Source organism: Microcoleus sp. T2B6, from assembly GCF_036700475.1.
Taxonomy (GTDB): domain Bacteria; phylum Cyanobacteriota; class Cyanobacteriia; order Cyanobacteriales; family Microcoleaceae; genus Microcoleus.
Map to the genome: position 1 here is coordinate 1 of NZ_JAUBOZ010000224.1, position 2,647 is coordinate 2,647.

At 43.0% G+C, this 2,647-nt stretch carries 3 protein-coding genes; 1 reads left to right on the top strand and 2 read right to left on the bottom strand.

The features are described 5' to 3' along the window. Positions 1-230: 230 nt before the first annotated feature. Both QUA00_RS36485 and QUA00_RS36490 read right to left on the bottom strand, forming a co-directional pair. Positions 231-410 (bottom strand): hypothetical protein, encoded by a 180-nt coding sequence (locus tag QUA00_RS36485; protein WP_333413455.1) that lies wholly within the window; start codon positions 408-410, stop codon positions 231-233. Continuing rightward, positions 403-585, bottom strand: a complete 183-nt coding sequence (locus tag QUA00_RS36490; protein WP_333413457.1) for a hypothetical protein — start codon at positions 583-585, stop codon at positions 403-405. Before QUA00_RS36490 ends, QUA00_RS36485 begins: the two co-directional genes overlap by 8 nt. A 1,116-nt stretch (positions 586-1,701) precedes the next feature. On the opposite strand from QUA00_RS36490, the gene QUA00_RS36495 reads away from it, so the two are divergent. Continuing rightward, positions 1,702-1,887 (top strand): hypothetical protein, encoded by a 186-nt coding sequence (locus QUA00_RS36495; protein ID WP_333413459.1) that lies wholly within the window; start codon positions 1,702-1,704, stop codon positions 1,885-1,887. Positions 1,888-2,647: the final 760 nt, after the last annotated feature.

Sequence of the window (2,647 nt, forward strand, 5' to 3'; positions counted from 1 at the left end):
GTAAGTCCAGGTTGCTTTTTCCCAACAGTGGACTTTGAGTATGGCAACGATATCTTGCGGTTTGAGCATAGCTTTATGCGTAGGCTCAGCCAGCCAAAGGCATCGCTTTCTTTCCTTTATTCTGCATTCGCGAATAGCGAATAATCGAGATGTGGCGACTTTAATTTACTGTTCTGTGCTCGTTGCAATACTTCGGACACTTTTTAATATGCAACCGTAGAATGCGGGTTTTAGGCTCCAATATCGTTGCGATCGCAACGGTAGAATAATGGTTTCAGCCGTTTCTCTAAAAACTGTCCAGGGTATTGTCGTTGAAGGGCGTGAGTTATTTCGGGAGTACAGCGATCGCTTGTGCTGAATTGCGGTTGTAGGAGCGAGCGATTTGCGATCGCACCATCCATCTCATTCACTCGGCTGTAACTTTCCTCGCATCTGTATAAATATATCGTCCAACATTGCTATTGCTACCACCCATTCCTGCTTTTTGTGCAAGCTTCCTATAGCGATCGGCGATTGCTCACGACAGCAGGCAAGGGGATAATCCTTTTTGGGTGTAATGACGGTAGCCTCGACTTCAGCAAGCAAAAGCTAATTTTTTATAGCTGTATAATATTCAGCTTGAATCGTAGTACAAATAGTTACAGTTGTCATTAAAGCTTAAAAAAGTATTAAACCCGACCTTACGGTTAGGCTTCCGTAAAAGGAGGGGACATTATTTATCTTTCTGCACGTAAAAGTCAGATTTGCGATCACAAAAACATTGCTTGCTATCGCCCATCTCTGCTTTTTTCCTTAGTTTCCCAGCTTGCATAAATTTGCATAAATTTGCACATTTTTGAGTTTTTTGTTGCAAATACTGCCTCGACTTCAGGTAATAATTCAAGCTGAGTTTGCATAGTTTTACTCAAAAAAACTCACAAAAACTCAAAATTATGCAAAAAAAATCATGGAAACTCAGTCTCAAAAAGTTAATTTTGCGGTTTTTTCCTGTCCCGGTACGCTTAATATCAATTTAATAATTTAACAGCAAACTCTGCACTCCCCAATTTAAGTGATTGTAGCAGAGGCAAGCTACTAACTGTAGCATTTATAGCAAGCTGTACTTTCAATAATGAGCAAGCCGAACTAATTGAAAGCTGTTAAGACTGCCTAAAAAATAGCGGCATCGTTATTAGCCATTCAGCTATTGCATATTAATGTATCGGAACAATGGCGGTAGCGTTTTTATAGCAAGAATTGCAGTTCAGTTTGTTTGGCTTTATTGAATGCAGTGCTACCGCACGGTTGTACTTGATTTCAGAGAGAGTGCGTGAGCCGGAGCCCTTCTAAGCACCCAGGCCCTAGCGATATGAGTTTTCACGCGGCATTACATAACGTTGAACCAGCATGATTGGTTAACTTGAGAACTCAGGGAAGCGATCGCCACCCATGCTACCCAGGTGTGACGAGGCAATTGATGCCAGTGCTGCCACAATAGTCGCCACAATATTATGAGCAATCGGCACAGTTGAATATCGGCTAAAAATTAAGTCTTGTGACACACTTGGCTAACATCGCATCAGTGGTATTGATTGGGAGGCACAGTTGAAGAGCGGGTAAAATTAAGCCCCTTGACACCCCAGCCCTAGTTTTTAGGTAGTTGTGGCGATAGCTGCACGGCTCACGATTCAAAGCCAAACCTTTGTGGTGATTTGAATTATTTTGACTTTAAAAACTACAACTCGCGACTCGACTCCGCTGCCCTTACTCGAATATCCGAATCAGCCTGCAATTCGCTACCACTGGCTCACCATTGACCCTATCAAGTCGATGCTCGCTGTGATTATCGTTCGTCCGACAGCGAGCATCGACGCGATCGCCTTGCACTTAGGATTACCGCATTCATGAGGGTGCATTGTTTTTGTTTCTGCGCGTAAAAGTCAGGTTTGTACGGACAAAACCATTGCTTGCTACCGAGAGAGAACAGCCATAACCAGACTCAACAGGTCAAGGCACGAACAGCACAAAAAAGCAGTAATTTGACCGAAAAAGTCAGGCATTTGCAGGATATTTTCCGGTAAATACAGGTAAAGTGCAGCCCCTGCAAATACCTGCTTTCCGCCTGACTTTATACTGCACTTGCCTGACTTTATACTGCAAATGCCTGACTTTAGCTGACGCAACAATTAGCTAATTTTTTAGCGTTTTTAACAAAGACTGGATTGATTTAATAATCAAGTTACAGTATGGTAAGTTGAATTAAAAATCAAGTTGAGCAAGTGTGAGGAAATTGGCAGGTAGCTAAAATTTTAGAAGCGATTTTGTAGCATAGCAGCCGTTATGCCAGCACTCAACTTGAGGCTGGGCTGTCTGGTTTTTGCGCTCCGTTGAGACTGAAAGCGAGTGTAAGGCTGACCTCGATAATAAGGCAAAATGTTGTTGTCAGACAAAGCTTGACAGTCGGGTTCAATTTTGTTGTCTGGCTAACTCTGACAATCTATCGGGTAAAATGTTAGAGTCTGGCAGAGCTTGACAGTCGGGTAAAAATTTACCCCCTGACCACGAGAGCCCTTGGTTTTTTAGGGAGTGACGGCGATAGCCGGATGCACTGCAAGGTTTGCTAGATTGAGAATCCACAATTCTTGTGCGGGAAAGCCAAATTTAGCTG